Genomic DNA, 23264 nt, shown 5'->3' with positions numbered 1-23264 from the left:
AATTCTTGCTTTCTAGCATTCCCAGATTGACAAACTTTGTAGAACCGCCACCAATTTTTCAATGTGCGTTGCTTGGTGAGTTGCCATCAGAGAGATTCTAATGCGACTGGTGGGAACAGTGGGGGGACGAATAGCAGGGGCAAAAATTCCAGAGGCTTTGAGTTGTTCACCTGCTTGCAATGCGGCTGTGGCACTGACTAGCTGCAAACATAAGATGGGTGACTCTGATGGTAATAAATTCAGCTTGAGTGATTGCTGTTGTAGCAGTTGTTTTAAATAATTAATCTGATTCCACAACTGAGTGCGGCGTTGTGGTTCTTGTTGGACTATATTCACTGCGGCTAAAGCGGCTGCTGTGTCTGCGGGTGAAAGTCCAGTGGTGTAAATCCAACTGGGGGCGCGATTTCGCAAAAAATCAATCAATTTGGCACTTCCAGCCACATAACCGCCTAAACTACCCAAGGCTTTACTCAATGTCCCAATTTGAATTAATTCCCTCCCACTACAACCAAAATATTCCACACAACCCGCACCAGTTTCACCCATTACCCCAGTCGCATGAGCTTCATCAACTAGCAGCATACAACTAAATTCATCTGCTAAATCTAAAAGTTGCGGTAACGGGCATAAATCGCCATCCATACTAAAAACAGTATCAGTCAGGATGAGACAGCGACGGTAGTTTTTTCTGTGTTCACCTAAGAAGGTATGCAGTTGTGTTACATCACAGTGGGGATATTCTATAACTGTGGCTCCACTGAGAATCGCACCATTTTTCAGGCTGGAATGATTATACAGGTCAGATAAGATTAAATCTCGCTTGCCCACCAAAGCCGCGATCGCACCCAGATTAGCCAAATACCCAGAACTAAATACTAAAGCATCTTCGGCTTGTTTTAAATTAGCGATCGCCTGTTCTAATTCTCTGTGTAATTCTCTATGCCCACTGAGTAATCTAGAACCAGTGCTACCTGTACCAAACTCTTTGGTAGCAGCCACCGCCGCCTCAATCAAACGTTCATCCCCAGCCAATCCCAAATAATCATTACTAGCAAAATTAATAACTTCCTGCCCATCTAATATGACAGTCGCACCTGACAGACCATGTATAGTTTTTACCGCCCGATACCAATCAGCGCGATGAATCGTTTCAAGAGATTGTTGTAACCAATCATAAGGTTTGGGCATATTAATAAATCGTATTTTTGGGGCTTTTTTCTACTGCTAAAATGACTTAACATTTTGCACTTGGTTTGCCGCAATATCAGCTTCAGCTTTCGCAATTAGTCGATCTAATTTTCCTGATTTCAAATCATTTTCTATTTGCCGATCCCACATTTGTGCCAAATATCCTTCTAGCCAAGCAGCTATAGGAATCCGCTTTGATTCCTGAAATCATTTGTGTAGGAAGGGAACAGGGAACAGGCTTCTGCCGTGAGCGTCAGCCGAACGGGAACAGGTAAGAAGGAACAGGTAAGAAGGAACAAAAGTGTACCTAGCTTCGCAGAAATCAAATATGAGTCCTATAGTTGACGAATATCATTTCTGGCAGTTGTTGGATAGCGGCTTTAATCTCTGGCAAATTACCCATATCTGAGTTGATACTTCAATACATTTTCTGATTTTATCCTGTGGTGCAACAGCTTTCTTAACCTATACTGAGAAACTGGTAAGACACTATTGATGAATTCCGCTTGTTGTACTAATAACAAAAATTGGTCGTAACTAATTCCTAATATTTGCTTGGTGCGGAGTGGATACTTATGTATATAATGTAGTGGATTTTTCATTATGGTAGACCAACGGTAAACTGTTAAATTTCCGTTCTACCATTTTTTTGTACCTAATTTTTATTTAGGACTGGTCTAATGACTAATGAGTGATGACTAATGACCATTGACTAACAACCATGATTACAGGCAAAACTAAGTTACTAGGAGTAATTGGGTATCCGGTGGGACATTCTCTTTCACCTGTGATGCACAATGCCGCGATCGCTCATTTGGGTTTAGACTATGCGTATCTACCGCTACCTATCGACCCGCAAGATTTAGAGGTGGCGATTGCAGGTTTAGCGGCGGTAGGAACTGTGGGTTTTAGTGTGACTATTCCCCATAAGCAGGCAATTATGCCGTTAATGGCGGAAATTACACCCCTGGCTCAAGCTATAGGTGCAGTTAATACCGTTAGCCGCAAAGATAACAAATGGGTGGGGACAAATACTGATATTATTGGATTTATTGACCCTCTGCAAACCACCTATCAACAGGATTGGAGTCAGAAAGTTGCAGTGATTTTAGGGAATGGTGGTGCAGCTAGGGCGGTGGTTGCAGGTTGTCATCAGCTAGGTTTTGCTAAAATTCATGTGGTGGGGCGTAATTTCGATAAATTGCGCGAATTTCAACAAAGTTGGGCAAATTCACCCATCGCTGAGAATTTGCAAGTGCATAGTTGGGATAAGCTTACACAATTGATTTCTCAAGCTAGCTTATTAGTAAACACCACCCCGATGGGGATGTATCCCAAAGTTGATGATTCTCCTGTGAGTATAGACGAAATGGCGAATTTACCAACAGATGCGATCGCCTATGATTTGATTTATATTCCCCAGCCAACAAAATTTCTCCAATATGCACAACAACAAGGTGCAATTATCATTGATGGCTTAGAAATGCTAGTTCAACAAGGAGTGGCTGCATTAAAAATCTGGTTACAGCGAGACGATATACCCGTAGATATCATGCGTCAAGCTTTAAAAAAGCAATTAGGCTTGGGGTGAGATCAATTTTAGATTTTAGATTTTGGATTTTGGATTGAACCTGACAACAGATAACAAACAACAAATACTGAATTTCACGAAAATTTAGGTAAACAGTTAAGAAAATAGTTTGTAATAAGGACTGAAGTCCTTACTACGAACTTTTCCTTACTTCAAAAACCCCAGACTTTAGCCTTAAGTGAACCGTATTGGCTTATAAATGCTAGTTACTAGGAATAGCTCAACAAATCTAGTTTCGCTCTTTTAGTTAACCTTGATTTTCTTTTGCTTCATCAACGCAACAGTACCCACCAATAAAATTCCTCCTAACATAGCAGGTTCAGGAACTTTTGCATAGGTAACAGTACCAGAGATAAACTCAGTATTAGCAGGGTCTCTGGAGTAAATTGTAAAATCTTCACCAGCTATTTCATAAGCGATAGAACTTGCAGGATTATTTTGAACACCGAAAGCATAGTCTAGCGCAAAAGCATTTTTACCCGTAGAAAAATTGTTGAGAAAAACAATAGGATAGTCTGGGTAGTTGAAATCATCTTGCTCAGTGTAAATATTAGATTCATCATCAAACTTAAAAGTTAGAGACTGCACTTTTGCTATGCCATCAATAAAAGTCGCATCATCAAAGCTAAACAGTCCATTGCCTTTTTTTGTGGGACTATCAACTGTAAAAGAATAATTAACAATTGCCGCCGTAGTTGGTTTTACATCTAAACTGGCTAATCCTAAAGTTAAACTAGCGACAGTTAGCAATAACTTTGAACCCCATTTCATCTCAGTTTCCCTCACTACAAACGAGATAATCTTGAGGTTATGAGTTTAAGTCTAATTTAATTAGAGGTAAAAATAAAAAATAAATGTCTGTTCCCTATTTCTTATCTACGTAAGTAATTTCAATAATTAAGTCGGATTACTATATATAAAGCTATAGGAATCCGCTTTGATTCCTGAAATCATTTGCGTAGGAAGGGAACAGGGAACGGGGAAGAAGGAACAAAAGTGTACGGAGTTTTTTTCAGAAATCAAATATGAGTCCTATACATAGCAAATCATCTATGCAAGAAAGCTGTCAGCATTGTGGGCAAAAAATTGCGATTGTCGGGACTACAGGATCAGGAAAAACAACTTTAGCGCGAAAAGTCGCTCAACACTTGCAAATTCTTCACATTGAATTAGACGCACTGCATTGGGAACAGAATTGGACTCCGGCGGCGGATGAAGTGTTTCGAGAGCGAGTTACACAGGCTTTGAGTGGCGATCGCTGGGTTGTAGACGGTAACTATAGTCAAGTTCGTGATATCATTTGGAGTCAAGCCGACACGATTCTATTTCTCGACTACTCCTTTTGGGTAGTTATGGGGCGACTGCTGCGGCGGACATGGTGGCGTTCTTGGCAGCAAGAAGAACTTTGGAATGGTAATCGTGAAGATTTTAAACTATCGTTTTTCAGTCAAGATTCTATTATTTTGTGGATGTTAAGAACACATCACCAAAACCGAAAAAAATATCCTCTGCTATTTCAACAACCAAAATATTCCCATCTATCAGTCATACAATTCAAATCTCCCCAAATGACAGACGAATGGTTAAGAAACTGCAAATATTAAATTAAAAACTGCCCCGGACGGAAGCGATGCCAAGGGCAGTATATGAGGAGTAACAACCAAATTTCAAATTAAATAACTTAGACATCCTCTGGTTCAAGTTGCGCCACTGTAACTGCATTGACAGCAAAAGCAAAAACTAATGGCATAGGACATCTCAGAACGAAGGTGGAAATAACTGCTAAAACTGTACTCACCACTGCTGACATTGACCAAATCTTTTCTTCAAATGTCAGCCCTTTTTCAGATTTAATACTTCTGAGGACATGACTAGGAATTGGTTCAGGCATGACACAACCTGGAGGAAACGCCCAGTAATGATTCCGTCGCTCTACAAATAGTTCTGTCCAGCCATTTTCTTCGCACCAAGCTTCGATCCATTCAATAGAGTAGTGTGTCATAATTGCAGTTACTTATTAGGCTTGTTGAATTTGTCTAATGAGGAACAATAAATCCCAGTCAAGCAGACTGATTCAGAGTTTTAGCAGTCAATATGAATCTTGGTTAATACTCCCCATGCAGAAGCTAATTAAGCATCAGAAGATTATGCTCTATAAGCTTAATGCTCTTTATGATTAAAAGACTAACAGTCAATCTCGGCTATAAAACATAATTGACAATAAACTTTACTTGGAAATATCAACTTGAAGAATTGTAAATTACATCGCGATCGCCTAATCTCAATTAAAAATATTTATACCCTAAAAATCACAATTTAAAGTCAAGAATTGTAAACTATTGCTTGAGTAAACACTTAATTTATTTGACTGAATCTAAATATATCTGATCATTAAATAATTTTTCTACTGCCTAGAGTTGTATCTATCTCTCCAAAAGTCATACAAATCCTCAAGGTGTAGGCATTGCCAAGCATTTATAACAAAATGTTAAGCTGTTAATAATCCAAAACACTTGATAATCAGGAACGTGCAGAATGAAGCAGCAAATTAATTACCTAAAGATGTTTTGGCACAAAGCATTGATATTGATATTAGCCTTGGGGATCATTGTTTTTTGCTTGCCTTTTCCCGCTTGGGCAGTAGACTGGACACATCCCCTATCATTTAGCAACGCAGAATTATCCCGCCACGATTTTTCCGGTGAAAGTTTACAAGCGGCGGAATTTTCTAACGCTAACTTAGAAATGACAAATTTTACTGGTGCTGACTTAAGGGGAGCAGTATTGAGTGCATCTGTGATGACACAAGCCAACCTCCACAGAGCAGATTTAACGAATGCAATGGTAGATCAGGTAAACTTAACAGGGGCTAATTTAAGCGATGCCGTTTTTAAAGAAGCTCTTTTACTCCGTGCCATCTTTAATAATGTGAACATAGAAGGCGCAGACTTTACAGATGCAATTTTAGACAAGGCACAAATCAAAGAACTTTGTACAAAAGCTAGCGGAGTAAATTCGCAAACAGGTGTAGAAACTCGTGATTCTTTAGGATGTTCATGAAGCGTGTAGGTGTAATTGGTGGCGGACAACTAGCCTGGATGATGGGAAGTGCAGCACAAAAGCTAGGGGTAGAGTTGATAGTGCAGACACCTAGCAGCCAAGATCCAGCAGTGGCGATCGCTCACAATACCATATTGGCAGCAGTAGATGATGCTGAAGCCACAAAAAAGTTAGCAGCGAACAGCGATGTCATCACCTTTGAAAACGAATTTGTCGATTTAGAGGCATTATCACAGCTAGCAAATCAAGGTGTCTGCTTTCGTCCTAGATTAGAAGCCCTAGCACCATTATTAGATAAATATCATCAACGTTGTTATTTACGTGACTTAGGGCTACCCGTTCCCCAATTTTTTGCTATTGAACAACAAGAAGATATCGCAGCCAAAATTGCAGACTTCGGTTTTCCCCTGGTTTTAAAATCTCGCCGTCACGGCTACGACGGACAAGGAACCTTTATTATTCGTGATTTAGCCAGCTTACAAGAGAAATTAGAGTTCAGCAAAGACAACCCAACTCTATTTTTAGTAGAAGAATTTATCCCCTTTGAAAGGGAATTAGCTGTAATTGCAGCCCGCAGCGTAGACGGGGAAATTGTCATCTATCCTGTGGTAGAAACCCAGCAAGAACAACAAGTATGTCGGCGAGTCATCGCCCCGGCGAATATTACATCAGAGCAAGTTGCCACAGCAGAAGCGATCGCCCATAAACTATTAGACAGCCTGCAATTCGTCGGCGTATTTGCCATCGAATTATTTCTCACAACCGATGGTAAAGTCCTAGTTAACGAAATCGCCCCCCGCACCCATAATTCCGGGCATTTTTCCCTAGATGCGTGCGCCACATCCCAATTTGAGCAACAGCTTCGAGCCGTGTGTGGTATGCCTTTAGGCGATCCCAGCTTACAAGGTGCAACCGCCATCATGGTCAACTTATTAGGTTACGAAACCTCTCAAAGCGACTACCAAAGCCAACGCCAACAATTAGCAGCCATTCCCCAAGCCCACGTCCACTGGTACGGCAAAACCGAATCCCGCCCAGGCCGCAAACTAGGACACGTCACCGTCTTATTAGAAAATCATCACCCAACAATAGCCGCAGAAATTGCCCAGACTGTGGAATCTATCTGGTACTCAAGTTGAAGAACTGAAGGTGTAGGGAAGGGAGACAAGGTAGATTCTATTCCCCGTGACCAATGCCCAATTCCCAATTCCCAATTCCCAACTTGCACACAATCCACTTTGAGAAGCTATAATGAGTGAGTTGCACTGCGACGTTGGTGACTGCCATCAAGTTTTTTGATCTATGTCTTTAAGAAAACGGGAACCAAATATTCCTCGTGGCAGTAGACCGGGCTTGTACTCGGAAACTTTAAACGGGCAAAATCGGTACCCACCTGGTTTAACCAGGTCATAAACTTAGGTAAAACGGCGTTGCGGTGAACTCAAAATTTCTAGCTCCCATTTTTCATTGAAATTGGGAGCTTTAATATTTTAGGGGTATAGGGGTGTAAGGGTGTTAAGGGTATAGGGGTAAAACTTTCCAATTCAATGCCCAATGCCCAATGCCCAATGCCCAATCCCCAACTTCAAAAAGCTTAACGCCATTTGTATCATATGATGCTTAATGAGATACAAATCAGAGTTACGATAGCTAAAACCTAACTTAATTTTTAGTTAAGAATAGAAAAATTGTTAAAATCCTCATTGACAAATCCTGTATTTCCAGCTTCGGTTTTCCGGCTAGATAATGGTCTAACATTGATTCATCAAGAAATTCCCTCTACACCCGTAGTGGTGGCTGATATATGGGTAAAGGCTGGAACCATACATGAGCCAGAACCTTGGTTTGGGATGGCTCATTTCTTGGAACACATGATTTTTAAAGGTACAGCCACCCTAGATCCGGGAATGTTCGACCACAATATCGAAAATACAGGTGGAGTCAGTAATGCAGCTACAAGTTACGATTATGCTAATTATTCCTTGACGACTGCGGCTAATTATATAGAAGATACTCTGCCGCATTTAGGAGAACTACTAATTAACGCCGCCATTCCAGACAATGAGTTTGAGCGTGAACGAGATGTAGTCTTAGAAGAAATCCGCGCTTGCTATGATGATCCTGATTGGGTAGGTTTTCAATCTTTGCTGCAAAGTGTTTACCAAAATCATCCTTATGGACGTTCAATTTTGGGGAACGAAGCAGAATTAATGCAGCACTCGCCAGAGGCGATGCGCTGTTTTCACCGCACATACTACCAACCCGAAAATATGACAGTGGTGGTAACGGGGGGAATTAGTCAACAACTAGCCTGGGATTTAGTTAACAGCTCATTTAATAAATTTGGGGAACGTGGAGAATGTCCCCCAGTCGCGCCAGTAAGCAAACCCATGATTCATGGTGTACGCCGTCAAGAATTGTATCTACCAAACATCGAACAAGCACGGCTATTGATAGCGTGGCTAGTACCAGGGGTAAAACAACTGCGTGCTGCCTATGGCTTAGATTTATTATCAGTATTATTGGCAGAAGGCCGGACTTCTCGTTTAGTGCGTGACTTGCGAGAAGAACTACAACTAGTCCAAGGAATTTGCAGCAATTTCTCTCTACAACGTGAGTCAAGCTTATTTACAATTACAGCTTGGGTAGAACCAGAAAACTTAGAAAAAGTAGAAACATTAATTCTTGAGCATTTGCATGATATCCATAACCAAGGTGTGAGCGAACAAGAATTAGCTCGTACACGTAGGCTGTTATGTAATGAATACGCCTTTTCCACCGAAACACCAAATCAGATCAGTGGAATGTATGGATATTACAACACCATCGCCCAAGCGGAATTATCCGTTACCTACCCCCAGCAAATTAAATCATTCACCTCTCAAGAACTGCAAAAATTAGCCCAACAGTATCTTTCATTGCAAGATTACGCTGTAACCATGATGAAACCATGTTAGTTTCTGGCATAGAGTGCAGAGCAAGCAGGAGGAGCAGGGGGAGCAGGGGGAGCCAGGGGAAGCAGAGGGAGAAAAACGAATGGCTAATGATGTACGGGTGGGTTTAAGCAAAATATCTGTTTGACAACGTAAGTCTCTCACAGAAACCACCCCTACTGACTAATGACTAATGACTAATGACTAATGACTAATAACCAATGACTCAAACTGTGAATCCTTCTTTGTCTAACAATTCCCCTGTTCATCGCACTGTATTAAACAACGGTATTGTCGTGCTAGTAGCAGAAAATCCGGCTGCGGATATTATTGCGGGGCGCATTTTTATCCGTGCTGGTAGTTGCTGCGAACCACGAGAAAAAGCAGGTTTAGTGCATTTACTAGCAGCAGTCATCACTAAAGGATGTGATGGCCTTTCTAGTATGGAAATTGCGGAAGAAGTCGAATCTGTGGGAGCTAGTTTGAGTGCAGACACATCGACTGATTATTTTTTAATGTCCTTAAAGACAGTAACAGAGGATTTTTCTCAGATATTATCACTGGCGGGACGGATTTTGCGATCGCCTACTTTCCCCACCACCCAAGTAGAACTAGAACGGCGTTTAAGCATCAATAGTATTCGTTCCCAAAAAGAACAGCCCTTCACCTTGGCGATGGAACAAATACGGCGAGTCATTTACCAAGATCATCCTTATGCAATGTCAGTCATGGGGGATGAAAACAGCGTCAGAAACATCACCCAAACCGACTTAATAGAGTATCATCAAACTTACTTTCGCCCAGACAATATAGTTATTAGCATTGCTGGACGCATTACCAGTAATGAAGCCATAGCTTTAGTTGAGTCAGTCTTTGGAGATTGGCAAATTCCAGAACAACCAACGCCAACTAGTAATTTACCGGAAATTCCCGTAGAACCACAATCCCAACTCAAACCCGTACAGACACAGCAATCTATCGTCATGTTGGGTTATTTAGGTGCAGCCGTCAATTCTCCTAATTACGCGCCATTAAAATTGCTCTCTACCTATTTAGGTAATGGCTTATCTAGCCGCCTATTTGTGGAATTACGAGAAAAACGAGGTCTAGCTTACGAAGTTTCAGCTTTTTACCCAACTAAACTATACCCAGGCTCATTTTTAGTTTACATGGGTACAGCCCCAGAAAATACCACCATCGCCCTAGAAGGATTACATACAGAAGTAGAGTTACTTTGTACCACTGAATTGTCTGAAACCAGCCTGCAAACTGCCAAAAACAAAATTTTAGGGCAGTATGCTTTAGGTAAACAAACAAACGGACAAATTGCCCAAATCTACGGTTGGTACGAAATTTTAGGCTTAGGAATCGACTACGACAGACAATTTCAAGAACTAATGGCTGCTGTCACTCCCCAAGACGCTTTAATCACAGCCCGTAACCACTTCCAGAAACCTTATATTTCTTTAGTAGGTCAAGAAGAAGCGATTAACCGCGCGATTTCGAGTGCTGAGTTGTGAGTGCTGAGTGCTGAGTGCTGAGTTGTGAGTGCTGAGTTGTGAGTGCTGAGTTGTGAGTGCTGAGTGCTGAGTTATGAGTGAAGTTTTTCTTCCCCTGTTTTCCCAATCCCCAGTCCCCAGTCCCCAATCCCCAGTCTCCACTACTAAATAACCCCACACGGTTGTAATATTAGCAACAGAAGTTCTGGGAGCAATTTCCATGAAAGGTAGCCTGACAGCAAGTATTGTGAGTTACTTAAATTTACTCAAGACATTTCGCTGTTGCAGCACAAGTCGGTTTTATTGGTTACTGTTGTTTTCTTGTTCGTCTGTGTTCCTTGGCCTATCGGCTGTAGTCGCAGTTGCTACACCCCAACAAATAGCCCAACAAGTTGGGATCAGTCGTCCTACTCTCAAGGTTGGTAGTCAAGGTGAACGTGTCTCGGAACTTCAGGCGGCTCTGAAACTGTTGGGTTTTTACTCCGGTACAGTGGATGGTAACTATAATGAAGCAACAGCCAATGCAGTTTCTCGATTTAAACAAACGGTGGGCTTGAGTCCAGATGGTATTGTGGATGCAGCTACTTGGCAAAAACTCTTCCCCAACCAACCTTTGACAGCATCAACGCCAGCAACTAATCCCCCATCTAATTTTCCCGTTCCTACTCAAGCGGCGACCGTCATTAATAATAGACCTGAACCCAGGCCAGCTAATCCCCGCGCTGTTCCTAATCAAGTTGTTGGGACTAAGCCTAACCCCAACCGGACACCGACTAAACCCCCAAATAATCAGGTGGTTAGAACTACGCCAGTTTCTAGGACTACAACTTCCAGACAAAACACAAGTAATACCACTCGTTTAAGTCCGACTCCGCCAGCTAACCGCATTGCTGGTGTGCAGTACACTACCGAAGGCTGGCCAATTTTGCGAGTGGGGATGAGTAACCCGGAGGTTAGTAAGTTACAAACAAGATTGAGTCAATTAGGTTTTCTCAAGGGTAGTGTAGATGGTTACTTCGGCGTGATGACTGAAACGGCGGTGAAAGCAGCACAAAAACGCTATGGGATTAATCCTGATGGTGTAGTTGGTGGTGCTACTTGGGAGGCTTTGTTACAACGTTCTTCTCAACGGCGTTAAATCATTTGTGGTAGAAAAAGTCATTTATTTCTGCTGTGTGATAGTTGGTAATTGTTAACTCAGAAAATCAATTAGCAATTACCAATTGCTTTTTTTCGGATGCTTTCTGGTGAGGCTCACTTTTCTTGACAAAATATGAAAAACTTCCTGTTGACTTGGCTGGGTACTGCGGTGGCTTTGTTAATTACCGCCCATGTTGTACCGGGATTTGCTGTAAAGAGTTTTGTAGCTGCGCTGCTTGCAGTGGCCGTTATTGGGTTAGTTAATGCTTTTGTCAAACCAATTTTAGGTTTTTTGGCATTTCCTATTACTCTATTAACTTTTGGTTTATTTACATTAGTGCTGAATGCTTTTTTACTGTGGTTAGCAAGTATTCTCACACCTCGTGACTATTTTGTAATTGATGGCCCATTAGCTGCTTTTTTAGGGTCAATTGTATTATCTATAGTTTCTAGTGTAATTAACTACATTTTAAGAGGTGTAGAGGAGTAGTCAATGGTCAATAGTCATTAGTCATTAGTTATTAGTCAGCAGGGTTTGAGCTACGGCAATTGTTACTACTCCTGGTTGCTCTGGTAAGCGGATAATTTGTTTGGGAACTATCAGCTTGACTGCTAAATTTTTCTGCGAGGCGGCTAAAATTGCTGCCGCTTCGGCTACACTTGGTGTTCCTACTATTTTAGCGATCGCCATATCACCATGTGGCACCGCAACTTGAGATAATATCTGGGCGGTAAAGGTTATTAAAGGTAAGTCACGACTACGGCAAAACTCTACTAAGCCGATTTCTCTAGCTTTAATATCAATAGTAGCAATGCCGGCGATCGCTGCTAACCTGAGTTCATAATTACGGCAAACTTGCTCAACGGCTGCTAATAATAACTCAGTAGAAATCCCTGATTTACAGCCTATTCCCAGCCACAAGTTTTTAATTAATGGATTTTTTTGAGGAATACTTTCCAATCTTAAATCCAATCTTAGATTTCTAGTCGGTAGATTCGATAACTTTCCGTACTTCGGTTTTTCATTACATGAGTAGATGCTAGCTTTTTGGCGTTTACTAAAATACAGAAAAACTGATAGTTAGAATACTGTTATCAGAAATGAAAAACTCTATATTAAGCATATCTAGCACAGTAGGAAACGCCGGAGGAATGACAAGGTAAAAACTAGAAAGTAAATATACTGTTCTAATTTCGCTTCTTTGGCATCCGTGAAGCAAAATATTTTTTACCTGGTCTACTTTCGGTGTTTCAATTTCTTCCCATATTAGCCGCAGTCACTTTATATAAGCTACGACTGAAATATGAGAATTTTTGTTTCTCATTTCTGTAACAGTTTTTTGATTCAGTATTTAATTTAATACCGTGTTTTTTACTAGTTGTCAAGTTGTCTAAAACAACTGCTTTTATCAAAATATTCTAGATAAAATTTGTTGCCAAAACAACAGATATTTTTGATTATTCTTGCTTGATTACTGTTCAAAATTTATAACTTCCAAGACTTGTATAAGATTCCTGTTTAATTTTTGCGAAGCTAGGTACACTTTGATTCTTTCTTTTCTGTTCCCTGTTCCCGTTCGGCTGACGCTCACGGCGGAAGCCTGTTCCCTCCCTACGCAAATAATTTCAGGAATCAAAGCGGATTCCTATATAAAGACGTACAAGAGAACCACAAATTTTTGAGTTGCCAGCCTTTGCTACCCAACTCTACTGCGAATTGGTAGAGTGTTTTGTATCTAATTTTGCGCTCCTGCTTGCTGCAAAATCTGCACAATACTTCTATAACCATTAAATTCCGCTAGCATCAAAGCACTATAACCACCACGGTTTTTTAAATTCATATCAGCCCCAGATGCTATTAAAGTCTGGACTGCTGTACCATAACCTCCCGATGCAGCCCACATCAAAGCTGTAGCCCCAGCTGCATCTTGAGCATTAACATTTGCACCATTGCCTAACAATAACTGAATTATCTGGTGATAGTTGCGTTCTGCTGCCTTAATTAGCGCAGTTTTGCCATCGTTAGCTGTAGCATGAGGATTCGCCCCATAATCTAACAATACCTTGACTGTCTGTGTATGTCCTTGGGAGACAGCTAAGATTAAAGGAGTTTCACCCTGATTATCCCCATGTACATTTGCGCCATAGTTGAGTAATGCTTGCACTATCTCACTGTGTCCCTGTAATGCAGCTACTATCAAGGGTGTATCACCCAGATGATTTTTCAGTTGAGGATCAGCACCCCGATTGAGTAGAATCTGCACTACATCCAGATATCCTTCGATGACAGCAAGGTTTAAAGCTGTTTCGCCATCTTGATCTTGATGATTAACTAAAGCCCCTTGCTCTAGTAGTATAGTGGCGATCGCTCCCTGTCCAGCCGCCGCAGCTGCAAAGAGTGCAGTTCCACCGTCTTGATTTTTTAAATTGACATCAGCCCCACCCGCTAGCAATGCTTGGGCTACCTCCAAATTTCCCAAGTCAGCCGTCATCATGAGCAAGGTTTCCCCATCTTCGTCTTGACTGTTAACATCCGCGCCATGTTGTAAAATCAACTGTACTACAGCTGCTTTTCCATGTTTGACAGCTAGCTTCAAAGCTGTATCACCATCTTTATCTGACAAATTGATATCAGCCCCAGCCTTGAGCAAAGTGTGTACTACATTGCTATGGCCTTTCAGTGCCGCTACCATTAAAGCCGTACTACCATCTTCATTAGTCGCGTTAATATCAGCCCCTCTGGGGATTAACATCTGCACAATATCTAATTGATTAGCACTAGCAGCCAACATTAACGCCGTCAAACCATAGCGTTTTCTAGTTAAATTAATATTTGCCCCTGCATCTAAAAGCGATCGCACAATTTCCGTATAACCTAGATTAGCAGCAAACATTAATGCTGTAGTCCCATCGCGATCGCACATATCTACATTTGCACCCGCAGCCAACAGCGCATCCAACCGCTTCAAATCACCACTTTTAGCAGCCTTCAGCAACAAAGCATCATTGTTGTCAATCATGAATCAGTTCCGACTGGGAAATTTGATTTATTCAGTCTCAGAATTTAGTCTCAGATGCTTTTGCTACTTTGGCAAGTGGGGAGGTTGGGGATTGGGGACTAACTAAATTCAAAATTCAAAATTCAAAATTCAAAATTGAAGAATGACTGGGGACTGGAGACTGGAAGGTAAACAAGGTAGACAGGGTAGTAGGGAAAAACTATTGACTATTGACTCAACAATCACCCATGAAATTGTGCTAATTTTTATTAAGATTTAAGAATTGGGTGAAAACACGATGAGTTTGGAACTGTCTGCCTCGGTTAAATATTGGCTAAATTTCTTTCACCCGTTAATTATGTGGGTGTTACTGGCACTTTCACTATATGCTGCTTATTTAGGCTTGCAAGTACAGCGTACTCGCAACGCTCAAGGAGAAGAAAAGAAAGAATTAATTAAAGGTAGATATAACATTAAACACTACCAAATAGGCTCATTAATTTTGGCTTTGATGGTAGCTGGTGCGATTGGTGGGATGGCTGTCACTTACATTAACAACGGTAAATTGTTTGTGGGGCCGCACCTCTTAGCTGGGTTGGGAATGACGGCTTTAATAGCATTTTCAGCCGCCCTATCTCCTTTTATGCAAAAAGGTGCAAATTGGGCGCGTGTGACTCACATTCTCTTAAATTTCGTAATGTTAGGACTGTTTACCTGGCAAGCTATCACAGGTGTAGAAATTGTCCAAAGAATACTTTCTAAAGCTTAGTCAATAGCCATTAGTCAATAGTCAACAGTTGTATTCTGTAGTCCAGAGATTTTATTCTTTTTATTTTTGTTGCTGGTTAAACACACAAACCAAAAAGAAAAACTCGCTATTCTTTAACTATTGACTATTGACTATTGACTATTGACTACCTCACCACTTTTTCAGCAAGTGTTTTGGTAAAGGTACGCCGAAAGAGTTGTGAAAATCTTCTTGGACTTTGCGGGTGAGTCGGCGAGAGACTTGGCGGACGATTTGGTTAAGTAGGCGATCGCCTGTAGACTGAATTAAAGACTTGGGCAAACGCTGGATAAATCGCGGAAAATGTATGCAAACAACCAAATCTAATTCCCATTCTACCCGTGTGACTTCACTTTCATCTTCTTTGAACTGTAAAGCCGCTTGATAGTCTACATCGTAACCAGGTGCTTGATAGTCGGGGATAGGAATGGTGCGAATGCGATAAACTCCGTTTTCTGGGGGTAACAACTCTAAGCCAATTTTCGGCTCAACTTCATAACCAAACGCACCAAACTTACCAATAGTTAAAGCGTAACCATTTTCGCCCAGAGGCTGTACCTTCATAGGTTCAGCACAGCGACAAAACCAACTAGCATGGGTGTTCAGATATTCACCAACTGTACTGGCTGGAGCATACATTTCCATACAGTCGGCATAATGACCATAAAATTTAGTTTGAGTATTTGTAGTGATTTCTGTACCTGTGGCTTCTGTATCTGGGATGTTAGCAGCAACGGGGACAATTTTTTCTGTAATTTCTAAAGATTGGTATTCGCCGTTTGTCGAAAGCATGAAGCATTCCCCTCTAGCATGGCGTTTGTCTATGTTTAGGATTCCCAGGTTGAATGGGTCGGTTAGCACTAAACTTCCATTTTGACTGAAAGCTTATAATTTTGTCATAAACTTCATAAAATCACTAAAATATAAAACAATACGGTTCAGTTAAGGTGGTGAGAGTTAATTTCTCAATTTTTGCTCTGCCTATTAGACAATGAGCAAGATTTGGGGGAGAATCCCCCAAACCCCCGATTGGGGGACGGTTGCGTCCCCCAAACCCCCTCCAAAATCATTTTTTCGTTTTTTGTTGAGTGAACATTTGCTGGCTTGGTTGAAATTTATTTTTCTTATCTGAACCGTATTGAAATATAAAACGGATCAAGCACACACTAGTTTCCCAGGATAGCGTTTTCAATGAAAGCATTTGTAGCCGGCGCAACAGGTGAAACAGGTCGCCGCATTGTACAAGAGTTAGTAGCACGTAACATCCCTGTGCGTGCTTTAGTCAGGGATATAGAGGTAGCTAGAGCTATTTTGCCACCCGATGCTGAGTTAGTGGTGGGTGACGTATTAAACCCACAAAGCTTAACCACTGCCTTGGGAGATAGTACAGTTGTTTTGTGTGCCACTGGTGCAAAACCGAGTTTTGATTTTACTGGCCCTTACAAGGTAGATTTTGAAGGCACTAAAAATTTAGTGGATGTAGCCAAAGCCAAGGGCATTGAGAGTTTTATCTTAGTAACCTCCTTGTGTGTCTCCCAGTTTTTCCATCCGTTGAATTTATTTTGGTTAATTTTGGTATGGAAAAAACAAGCAGAAGAGTATCTACAAAAAAGTGGTCTGATTTATACAATAGTCCGTCCTGGCGGATTAAAAAATGAAGATAATACGGATGCGATCGTCATGCAGGGGGCTGATACATTATTTGACGGCAGCATTCCCCGACAAAAAGTCGCCCAAGTTTGTGTAGAAGCCTTATTTGAGCCATCCGCACGCAATAAAATCGTCGAGATAGTCGCCAAACCACAAGCCAGTGCTAAAAGCTTTGGAGAATTGTTTCAGCAATGTTAGTTAATGGTCAATAGTCAATAGTTCATAGTCAATAGTCCATAGTCAACAGTCCATAGCCGAAAACGATAAAGCATTATTTTTTCAAGACTTTATACTGATCTCCTGTTATGAACCTAGAGAATACTTAAAGCCCTGACTAATGACTAATGACTAATGACTAATGACTAATGACTATTGACTATTGACTATTGACTATTTCCAAACTTTGCCGAAATATATACGTCTGTTGCTGTTGTTACTTAAGAGAGTGAATTTGCAAGGAGTAAAACTCTGAAAAGCGTTGAACTCAAAGGGGTGGAAAAGTTTATCGGCCCCATAGCCGCACTACTTGCCTTTGTGTACTTATTTCAATGGTATGTGTTTGGGGATTTGCGATCGCCTTCTGATCCCATCTTCGGGAATAATTTACCGCCTTTGGTGATGCAAGGGGGTGATCCTTACGTCCGCGCTTTAATGCGTACTATCTCAGCCAGTGAAGCCAATAGCAAGCGTCCCTATTCTCTCTTATATGGTGGACAGCAAATCACTGACTTAAGTAAGCATCCTGAGATATGTGTAACTATTCCTGTAGGGCCAAATACAGGAAATTGTTCTACTGCTGCTGGCAGATATCAAATTATTAATACCACTTGGTTTCATATTGCTCCCCGCTATCACCCCAAACCAGCCAATATGATGTTTTGGTCTAATTATAGTTTTGAGCCAGAATATCAAGACATAGTAGTTTATCGCTGGTTAAATGATTCTAGTGTCTGGGGAGTTGATATTTCCCAACAGTTGCGTCAAGGAAAAATCAACGAAGTTTTACGGCGACTCTCCCCCACATGGACAAGTCTGGGTTATGGCATCGAAACCAATTCTATTAGTAAATCTTTGCCCAAGATTTACCAAAAAATGCTCCAAGAAGAATTAACTATAGCCAGTCAACCCAACGCAGCTAATGCAGCTACCCCCAGTCCCAAGGTTAAGCCTCAAGTCAAGCAACCGTAAAGAATTTTGGATTTTGGATTGAATATAAAGTAAGGGCGGATTTGAAAAAATATCTGTCTTTCCAACAGGATAAAACCCGCCACAAAAAATTCAAAATCTGAAAATTGCTGGACTGTGAACGGTTAACAGTCAACAAACCCCATGAGAATAACTTAACTATACAAAGCCTTCACCCAATGCCATTCCTGGAATAAACCTTCTTGCAAAGACACTTGCGGCTGATAGCCTAAAATTCGTCGTGCCTTAGAAACATCAGCCGCAGTATGTCTAGCATCCCCCATTGCTTTTTCGATGTGGTTTCTTTTGATGGGTTTATTGACGATTTTTTCCATGGTGTTGAGGACTTCTGTTAACACCACTCTGCTACCACCACCGATATTAAAAATCTCTCCCACAGCTTCAGGTACGGTAGCTGCTGCTAAATTTGCTGCCACAGCATCCTTGACAAAAGTAAAGTCTCGTGTTTGCTGTCCATCACCATAGATGGGAATTGCTTCATCTTGTAAAACAGCTTTGAAAAATTTGTGGAATGCCATATCAGGGCGTTGTCTGGGGCCGTAAACAGTGAAATAACGCAGAGCCACAAAAGGCACACCAAAATTTTTATGATACAGCCCACATAAACGCTCGGCAGCTAGTTTAGTAATTCCATAGGGCGAAACTGGCTGTGGAGGAATACCTTCATGAGTTGGTAAGGTTTCCGCATCCCCATAGACGCTAGATGTAGACGCAAATACAAATCTAGTTAATTGTTTAGCGTCTTTAGCCGCTTCTAACATGACTTGTGTGGCGTTAATGTTACGTTCAGTGTACGCACGAAAACCTTGACCCCAACTGGCTCTAACCCCTGCTTGGGCAGCTTGATGATAAACTACATCTACATCTTGCAGCAATTTTGACCAATCTAAGCTCTGAATATCGTTCTCAATTAAAGTAAAGTTAGGTGAACTTTGTAAGTGAGCAAGATTCTTACGTTTGAATATGGGATCGTAATAATCGTTAATTTCATCAATACCAATTACTTGTTTTCCTTGTTCTAGCAGAGTTTCAGCTAGATGAGAGCCAATAAATCCTGCTGCTCCAGTTACAATAACTTTAGTCATGTTCTCTATTTGTATTGTTATTTTTTACTCAGAATACTTATAGGTTAATCTCGATAATCCTGGAATAGCTATTCTTTAGCAATAGGAATTTTATGTTTAGGGGTTTAGGGGTTTAAGAAAATATAATAATTTCTGTTCGTTTTTCCCTCATACCCTCATACCCCCATACTCCTACACCACCAAACAAGGTACTTGCATCAAAGTAAGAATTGGTGAAAAATTGATCCGCAGCCATCAGGCATTCTTACTCTCAAGGGACGCAAGAGGAAATCAGTGAAAGTTTTAGTTGTAGGGAATGGCGGACGCGAACACGCGCTGGCTTGGAAATTGTTGCGATCGCCCCAAGTTGATCAGGTAGTATGTGTACCAGGTAATGGTGGTACAGCCACTATGGCACGTTGTCAAAATATCCCCTTGGCAGTGGATGATTTTGAGGGTATCAGTAAATACGCCCTAGATCACGGGATTGCACTGGTGGTGGTAGGGCCGGAAGTACCCTTAGCTAAAGGCATTACTGACTACTTACAAGCAAAAGGATTAAAGGTATTTGGCCCTACAAGAACTGGTGCCAAAATTGAAGCGAGTAAAGCTTGGGCAAAAGCTCTGATGCAAGCAGCAGGAATTCCTACTGCTAAGGCTGCGGTATTTACTGAGGCAACAGCCGCAAAATCCTATGTCCAAGCTCAAGGTGCGCCGATAGTCGTCAAAGCAGATGGTTTGGCAGCCGGGAAGGGTGTAATTGTTGCTACTACCGTAGAAGAGGCAGAAAACGCCATTGACACCATCTTTCAAGGGCAGTTTGGCAGTGCTGGGGAATTTATCGTCATTGAAGAATGTTTAATTGGGCAGGAAGTTTCGGTGTTAGCCGTGACAGATGGCATCACCATTCGCCCCTTATTGCCCGCCCAAGACCACAAACGCATCGGTGAGGGGGATACAGGCGAAAATACAGGTGGCATGGGCGCGTATGCCCCAGCACCCATCGCTACGCCAGAAATTATGGCTAGGGTGCAAACGGAAGTTTTAGAAAGAGCGATCGCGGCTTTAAAATCCCAAGGTATCGATTATCGTGGTATTCTCTACGCCGGCTTGATGATTTCACCCGATGGCAACTTTAAGGTTCTAGAATTTAACTGTCGCTTCGGTGATCCTGAAACCCAAGTCATCCTACCACTCTTAGCTACACCCCTAGAGGAATTGATTTTAGCTTGCGTCGAGCAGCGTTTGAGCGAATTACCCGCCTTAGCATGGCATGAAGGCGCATCTGCCACAGTAGTAGTAGCTTCCGGCGGTTATCCAGGGGACTATGAAAAAGGCAAAGTAATCACCGGAATTGCAGAAGCCGAAACCAAAGGAGTCACAGTCTTTCACGCCGGCACAAAATTAAACGAACAACAACAAATCGTCACAGATGGCGGCCGAGTCTTAAACGTGACAGCTACAGGCGAAAACTTCCAGCAAGCCCTAGCCAAAGCCTACGAAGGTCTAGAATCAATAAAATTTGACGGAATGTACTACCGTAGGGATATTGGTCATAGAGTGGTGAGTGGTGAGTGCTGAGTAATGAGTAATGAGTAATGAGTGTTGTTAGCGGTAGCGCAGCGTTTAGCCAATGCTGATAGTTAGGAAATCAATTCTACCTTGTTCCCAATCCCCAATTCCCAATCCCCAATCCCCAATCCCCAATCCCCAATCCCCGAATTAGCATATTTGTCGAATAAACTGTTAATTTTTTAGTTGTTGGGGTTGATAACCGAAACTACTAACAACTTTATTTGCAATGCTGTCGCTGTTAAAAACAATCCGAGAAGCGATCGCCAATTGGTGGTCAGAGTTCACACTTCAAACTAAACTTTTGGCTGTGGCTACTTTGGTAGTCTCTTTGGTCATGAGTGGTCTCACTTTCTGGGCGGTAAATACCATTCAGCAAGATGCTCGCATGAATGATACCCGCTTTGGACGGGATTTGGGACTGCTACTAGCTGCTAACATCACTCCTTTAGTAGCTGACCATAATCTCACAGAGGTGGCTAAATTTTCTCAACGCTTCTATAGCAGTACCTCTAGCATCCGCTATATGCTCTACGCGGATGAAACTGGCAAGATTTACTTTGGGATTCCCTTTTGGGAACCTGAAGTAGAAAATTCGCTAACTATTGAAAGGCGTATTGAACTACCAGAAGATTACCCAGAGGAAAGCGATAAGCCAATGGTGCGGCAACACATGACTCCTGACGGAGTTGTGACCGATGTATTTATCCCGCTAATTGTTAATAAAAAATATTACGGTGTATTAGCAATTGGTATCAACCCCAATCAAATAGCCGTTATCTCTACCAATTTTACCCGTGATGTTACCATTGCCGTGTTTATCACGATTTGGGTAATGGTAATTTTGGCTGGAGTGATCAACGCTTTAACTATCACTAAACCCATTAAAGAACTATTGGTGGGGGTAAAACAAATTGCCGCCGGTAACTTTAAACAGCGTATTGATTTACCTTTGGGTGGTGAATTAGGGGAGCTAATTTTTAACTTTAATGAAATGGCGGAACGGCTAGAACGCTACGAAGAACAAAATATTGAGGAACTAACAGCCGAAAAAGCCAAACTGGAAACTCTCGTCTCTACAATCGCTGATGGTGCTGTCTTAATTGACAATAATATGCAGGTGATTTTAGTCAACCCCACAGCACGGCGTATCTTTGGTTGGGAAGGTAGCGAGGATGTTGTAGGCAATAATGTCTTACATCATTTGCCCCCAACCGTGCAAATGGAAATCACTAAGCCTTTATACCAAATGGCCACAGGTGAATGTGAAAGTGCGGAGTTTCGTTTGGCTTTAAATCAACCCATTAAGCGCACTATCCGCATTCTCCTAACTACTGTTCTCAATTTGCAACGGGAGAGTATTAAAGGTATTGCCATTACTGTGCAGGATATTACCCGTGAAGTAGAACTCAATGAAGCTAAAAGCCAATTTATTAGCAACGTTTCCCACGAACTGCGAACGCCCTTATTTAATATCAAATCGTTTATTGAAACCCTACATGATTACGGTGAAGATTTAAGTGCAGAAGAAAAACGGGAATTCCTGCAAACAGTTAACCATGAAACCGATCGCTTAACTCGCTTAGTTAATGATGTTTTGGATTTATCGAAGCTAGAATCTGGTAAGACTTATAACTTCTATGGTGTAGACTTAGCCCAGGCGATCGAACAAACTCTGCGGACATACCAACTCAACGCCAAAGACAAAGGAATTGAAATATCACAAGAAGTTGCTCCCCAATTGCCCCTAGTTACGGGAAATTATGATTTGTTACTACAAGTTTTAGCGAATTTGGTGGGCAACGCACTCAAGTTTACCTCCGCCGGCGGTAAAGTTACCATCCGTGCATATCAACTAGATACTTATGCTTTACTACCCAATCAATCCCCACAAGTGCGTGTAGAAGTGTCTGATACAGGTATTGGTATCGCCCCAGAAGATCAACAGGCAATTTTTGACCGTTTCTTCCGTGTGGAAAACCGCGTTCACACCTTAGAAGGTACAGGTTTGGGTCTTTCCATTGTGAGAAATATCATCGAAAGACACCGCAGTAAAGTAAATTTGGTGAGCGAAGTTGGTGTGGGTACTACTTTTTGGTTTGATTTAACTCTATTTGAAGTAGAAACACCAAAGCCAGAAGTTGAGCCTACAAATGTCAGCTAATCAATAGTAAGTATTAATCAGCTTTATGGCTTTTCCTAGTCTGTTTAGGTACAAATTTATCCGCGTTTATCTGTTTACCCTGTGGCTACTACTACGGTGAAGCAAGCTACATCTGCATTTAGCTATTGTGGTTTGTACTTCACTAGGGTAAGAAAGCCTATAAAGCAATTACGAAATAGATTTAATTAACTTTACATTAGTTAATATAGTTGCATTTATTGTCACCGATTTACTTAAATATTTAATTGCAACCCATAAAATCGTGAATTAATTTACACTCATAAAATTACGCATATAATGGCTCTATTACTTAAGCATTAGCTATTTAGCATCGGATGTCTAGATATATTGCTTTTGTAATTTTGTATAATTAGCATTTTTCTTCATAGTCAACATTTAGGTAATCAGTCA

Annotated in this window: 20 protein-coding genes and 1 other RNA gene; 14 read left to right on the top strand and 7 right to left on the bottom strand. The window is 41.4% G+C overall.

The features are described 5' to 3' along the window. Positions 1-12 precede the first annotated feature (12 nt). On the bottom strand, positions 13-1188 hold the full coding sequence (gene bioF, locus ACQFX9_RS07160) for an 8-amino-7-oxononanoate synthase (protein WP_427161357.1): 1176 nt from the start codon (positions 1186-1188) through the stop codon (positions 13-15). A gap of 721 nt (positions 1189-1909) precedes the next feature. On the opposite strand from bioF, the gene ACQFX9_RS07155 reads away from it, so the two are divergent. After that, positions 1910-2779 carry a shikimate dehydrogenase gene (locus tag ACQFX9_RS07155; RefSeq protein ID WP_427161356.1) on the top strand — a complete coding sequence of 290 codons (870 nt, stop codon included), beginning with the start codon at positions 1910-1912 and terminating at the stop codon, positions 2777-2779. Between the two features lie 243 nt (positions 2780-3022). Here the strand turns inward: ACQFX9_RS07155 and ACQFX9_RS07150 are convergent, their stop codons facing one another. After that, a complete protein-coding gene (locus tag ACQFX9_RS07150) occupies positions 3023-3550 on the bottom strand; it encodes a PEP-CTERM sorting domain-containing protein (protein ID WP_427161355.1) in 528 nt (175 codons plus the stop codon). A 254-nt stretch (positions 3551-3804) separates the two neighbouring features. Here ACQFX9_RS07150 and ACQFX9_RS07145 point away from each other — a divergent pair, with 254 nt between their 5' ends. Further along, positions 3805-4383 (top strand): AAA family ATPase, encoded by a 579-nt coding sequence (locus tag ACQFX9_RS07145; RefSeq protein WP_427161354.1) that lies wholly within the window; start codon positions 3805-3807, stop codon positions 4381-4383. A 77-nt stretch (positions 4384-4460) separates the two neighbouring features. Here ACQFX9_RS07145 and ACQFX9_RS07140 read toward each other — a convergent pair whose 3' ends face one another. Next, positions 4461-4781 (bottom strand): hypothetical protein, encoded by a 321-nt coding sequence (locus tag ACQFX9_RS07140; protein ID WP_427161353.1) that lies wholly within the window; start codon positions 4779-4781, stop codon positions 4461-4463. Positions 4782-5341: 560 nt separating this feature from the next. Here ACQFX9_RS07140 and ACQFX9_RS07135 point away from each other — a divergent pair. The 7 genes from ACQFX9_RS07135 to ACQFX9_RS07105 all read left to right on the top strand — a co-directional run bounded on the left by ACQFX9_RS07135 (position 5342) and on the right by ACQFX9_RS07105 (position 11901). Continuing rightward, complete coding sequence (locus ACQFX9_RS07135; RefSeq protein WP_427162821.1) at positions 5342-5839, top strand: pentapeptide repeat-containing protein; 498 nt, start codon at positions 5342-5344, stop codon at positions 5837-5839. Further along, positions 5836-6978, top strand: a complete 1143-nt coding sequence (locus ACQFX9_RS07130; protein ID WP_427162820.1) for a 5-(carboxyamino)imidazole ribonucleotide synthase — start codon at positions 5836-5838, stop codon at positions 6976-6978. The genes ACQFX9_RS07135 and ACQFX9_RS07130 overlap by 4 nt, the downstream gene beginning before the upstream one ends. 120 nt (positions 6979-7098) lie before the next feature. Beyond that, positions 7099-7282, top strand: a non-coding RNA gene (gene ssrS / locus ACQFX9_RS07125) — 6S RNA. Positions 7283-7518: 236 nt separating this feature from the next. Further along, a complete protein-coding gene (locus tag ACQFX9_RS07120; protein ID WP_427162819.1) occupies positions 7519-8796 on the top strand; it encodes a M16 family metallopeptidase in 1278 nt (425 codons plus the stop codon). A 197-nt stretch (positions 8797-8993) separates the two neighbouring features. After that, positions 8994-10292: a M16 family metallopeptidase gene (locus ACQFX9_RS07115; RefSeq protein WP_427161352.1), complete on the top strand. Its 1299-nt coding sequence runs from the start codon at positions 8994-8996 to the stop codon at positions 10290-10292. A gap of 199 nt (positions 10293-10491) precedes the next feature. Continuing rightward, a complete protein-coding gene (locus ACQFX9_RS07110) occupies positions 10492-11409 on the top strand; it encodes a peptidoglycan-binding protein (RefSeq protein ID WP_427161351.1) in 918 nt (305 codons plus the stop codon). 135 nt (positions 11410-11544) lie between these two features. Beyond that, positions 11545-11901 carry a phage holin family protein gene (locus ACQFX9_RS07105; protein ID WP_427161349.1) on the top strand — a complete coding sequence of 119 codons (357 nt, stop codon included), beginning with the start codon at positions 11545-11547 and terminating at the stop codon, positions 11899-11901. Between the two features lie 24 nt (positions 11902-11925). Here the strand turns inward: ACQFX9_RS07105 and ACQFX9_RS07100 are convergent, their stop codons facing one another. Both ACQFX9_RS07100 and ACQFX9_RS07095 read right to left on the bottom strand, forming a co-directional pair. After that, positions 11926-12372, bottom strand: a complete 447-nt coding sequence (locus ACQFX9_RS07100; RefSeq protein ID WP_427161348.1) for a cobalamin biosynthesis protein — start codon at positions 12370-12372, stop codon at positions 11926-11928. A 775-nt stretch (positions 12373-13147) separates the two neighbouring features. Further along, a complete protein-coding gene (locus ACQFX9_RS07095) occupies positions 13148-14431 on the bottom strand; it encodes an ankyrin repeat domain-containing protein (RefSeq protein WP_427161347.1) in 1284 nt (427 codons plus the stop codon). A gap of 277 nt (positions 14432-14708) precedes the next feature. Here ACQFX9_RS07095 and ACQFX9_RS07090 point away from each other — a divergent pair, with 277 nt between their 5' ends. Continuing rightward, positions 14709-15179 carry a DUF4079 domain-containing protein gene (locus ACQFX9_RS07090; protein WP_103135889.1) on the top strand — a complete coding sequence of 157 codons (471 nt, stop codon included), beginning with the start codon at positions 14709-14711 and terminating at the stop codon, positions 15177-15179. 150 nt (positions 15180-15329) lie between these two features. Here ACQFX9_RS07090 and ACQFX9_RS07085 read toward each other — a convergent pair whose 3' ends face one another. Beyond that, a complete protein-coding gene (locus tag ACQFX9_RS07085) occupies positions 15330-15989 on the bottom strand; it encodes a DUF1997 domain-containing protein (protein WP_427161346.1) in 660 nt (219 codons plus the stop codon). A 399-nt stretch (positions 15990-16388) separates the two neighbouring features. Here ACQFX9_RS07085 and ACQFX9_RS07080 point away from each other — a divergent pair, with 399 nt between their 5' ends. Together ACQFX9_RS07080 and ACQFX9_RS07075 are read left to right on the top strand one after the other, a co-directional pair. Beyond that, positions 16389-17045: an SDR family oxidoreductase gene (locus ACQFX9_RS07080; RefSeq protein ID WP_427161345.1), complete on the top strand. Its 657-nt coding sequence runs from the start codon at positions 16389-16391 to the stop codon at positions 17043-17045. 336 nt (positions 17046-17381) lie between these two features. Next, a complete protein-coding gene (locus ACQFX9_RS07075; RefSeq protein WP_427162818.1) occupies positions 17382-18035 on the top strand; it encodes a glycoside hydrolase family 24 protein in 654 nt (217 codons plus the stop codon). Between the two features lie 152 nt (positions 18036-18187). On the opposite strand, the gene ACQFX9_RS07070 is transcribed toward ACQFX9_RS07075, so the two are convergent. Continuing rightward, a complete protein-coding gene (locus ACQFX9_RS07070; RefSeq protein WP_427161344.1) occupies positions 18188-19138 on the bottom strand; it encodes an NAD-dependent epimerase/dehydratase family protein in 951 nt (316 codons plus the stop codon). A 273-nt stretch (positions 19139-19411) separates the two neighbouring features. Between ACQFX9_RS07070 and purD the strand changes: the two genes are divergently transcribed. Further along, positions 19412-20698 carry a phosphoribosylamine--glycine ligase gene (purD, locus tag ACQFX9_RS07065; RefSeq protein ID WP_427161343.1) on the top strand — a complete coding sequence of 429 codons (1287 nt, stop codon included), beginning with the start codon at positions 19412-19414 and terminating at the stop codon, positions 20696-20698. Positions 20699-20918: 220 nt separating this feature from the next. Continuing rightward, positions 20919-22853, top strand: a complete 1935-nt coding sequence (gene nblS, locus ACQFX9_RS07060; protein ID WP_427161342.1) for a two-component system sensor histidine kinase NblS — start codon at positions 20919-20921, stop codon at positions 22851-22853. The last annotated feature ends 411 nt before the right edge of the window (positions 22854-23264 follow it).

It is taken from the genome of Aliinostoc sp. HNIBRCY26 (genome assembly GCF_050235535.1).
In the GTDB taxonomy this organism is placed as follows: domain Bacteria; phylum Cyanobacteriota; class Cyanobacteriia; order Cyanobacteriales; family Nostocaceae; genus Trichormus.
The sequence above is the reverse complement of the archived record's forward strand: the minus strand, read 5'-3'. Positions and strand labels throughout refer to the sequence as shown.

Bases quoted from the DNA above. Each gene is read 5' to 3' on its own strand.
- ACQFX9_RS07155 (WP_427161356.1), top strand. From the start codon at position 1,910: ATGATTACAGGCAAAACTAAGTTACTAGGAGTAATTGGGTATCCGGTG.
- ACQFX9_RS07135 (WP_427162821.1), top strand. From the start codon at position 5,342: ATGTTTTGGCACAAAGCATTGATATTGATATTAGCCTTGGGGATCATT.
- ACQFX9_RS07080 (WP_427161345.1), top strand. From the start codon at position 16,389: ATGAAAGCATTTGTAGCCGGCGCAACAGGTGAAACAGGTCGCCGCATT.
- ACQFX9_RS07105 (WP_427161349.1), top strand. From the start codon at position 11,545: ATGAAAAACTTCCTGTTGACTTGGCTGGGTACTGCGGTGGCTTTGTTA.
- ACQFX9_RS07150 (WP_427161355.1), bottom strand. From the start codon at position 3,550: ATGAAATGGGGTTCAAAGTTATTGCTAACTGTCGCTAGTTTAACTTTA.
- ACQFX9_RS07090 (WP_103135889.1), top strand. From the start codon at position 14,709: ATGAGTTTGGAACTGTCTGCCTCGGTTAAATATTGGCTAAATTTCTTT.
- ACQFX9_RS07140 (WP_427161353.1), bottom strand. From the start codon at position 4,781: ATGACACACTACTCTATTGAATGGATCGAAGCTTGGTGCGAAGAAAAT.
- ACQFX9_RS07115 (WP_427161352.1), top strand. From the start codon at position 8,994: ATGACTCAAACTGTGAATCCTTCTTTGTCTAACAATTCCCCTGTTCAT.
- bioF (WP_427161357.1), bottom strand. From the start codon at position 1,188: ATGCCCAAACCTTATGATTGGTTACAACAATCTCTTGAAACGATTCAT.
- ACQFX9_RS07145 (WP_427161354.1), top strand. From the start codon at position 3,805: ATGAGTCCTATACATAGCAAATCATCTATGCAAGAAAGCTGTCAGCAT.
- ACQFX9_RS07070 (WP_427161344.1), bottom strand. From the start codon at position 19,138: ATGACTAAAGTTATTGTAACTGGAGCAGCAGGATTTATTGGCTCTCAT.
- ACQFX9_RS07085 (WP_427161346.1), bottom strand. From the start codon at position 15,989: ATGCTTTCGACAAACGGCGAATACCAATCTTTAGAAATTACAGAAAAA.
- ACQFX9_RS07110 (WP_427161351.1), top strand. From the start codon at position 10,492: ATGAAAGGTAGCCTGACAGCAAGTATTGTGAGTTACTTAAATTTACTC.
- ACQFX9_RS07130 (WP_427162820.1), top strand. From the start codon at position 5,836: ATGAAGCGTGTAGGTGTAATTGGTGGCGGACAACTAGCCTGGATGATG.
- ACQFX9_RS07095 (WP_427161347.1), bottom strand. From the start codon at position 14,431: ATGATTGACAACAATGATGCTTTGTTGCTGAAGGCTGCTAAAAGTGGT.
- nblS (WP_427161342.1), top strand. From the start codon at position 20,919: ATGCTGTCGCTGTTAAAAACAATCCGAGAAGCGATCGCCAATTGGTGG.